A 641-nucleotide genomic window follows, 5' to 3' on the forward strand; every position below is an offset into this window, starting at 1 on the left:
GTCTCGAGCCCTAGACAGCCGGGAGGTGAGCTTAGAAGCAGCTACCCTCTAAGAAAAGCGTAACAGCTTACCGGCCGAGGTTTGAGGCGCCCAAAATGATCGGGACTCAAATCCACCACCGAGACCTGTCCGTACCACTTATACTGGTAATCGAGTAGATTGGCGCTCTAATTGGATGGAAGTAGGGGTGAGAACTCCTGTGGACCGATTAGTGACGAAAATCCTGGCCATAGTAGCAGCGATAGTCGGGTGAGAACCCCGACGGCCTAATGGATAAGGGTTCCTCAGCACTGCTGATCAGCTGAGGGTTAGCCGGTCCTAAGTCTCACCGCAACTCGACTGAGACGAAATGGGAAACGGGTTAATATTCCCGTGCCACTATGCAGTGAAAGTTGACGCCCTGGGGTCGATCACGCCGGGCATTCGCCCGGTCGAACCGTCCAACTCCGTGGAAGCCGTAATGGCAGGAAGCGGACGAACGGCGGTATAGGGAAACGTGATTCAACCTGGGGCCCATGAAAAGACGAGCATAGTGTCCGTACCGAGAACCGACACAGGTGTCCATGGCGGCGAAAGCCAAGGCCTGTCGGGAGCAACCAACGTTAGGGAATTCGGCAAGTTAGTCCCGTACCTTCGGAAGA

At 55.2% G+C, this 641-nt stretch carries 1 rRNA gene; it reads left to right on the forward strand.

Annotated elements, in window-relative coordinates:
• A 23S ribosomal RNA gene (locus IEY28_RS20550) occupies positions 1-641 on the forward strand; the annotation flags it as partial.

The sequence above is a fragment of the Haloarcula pellucida genome (assembly GCF_014647235.1).
GTDB classification, from domain to species: domain Archaea; phylum Halobacteriota; class Halobacteria; order Halobacteriales; family Haloarculaceae; genus Haloarcula; species Haloarcula pellucida.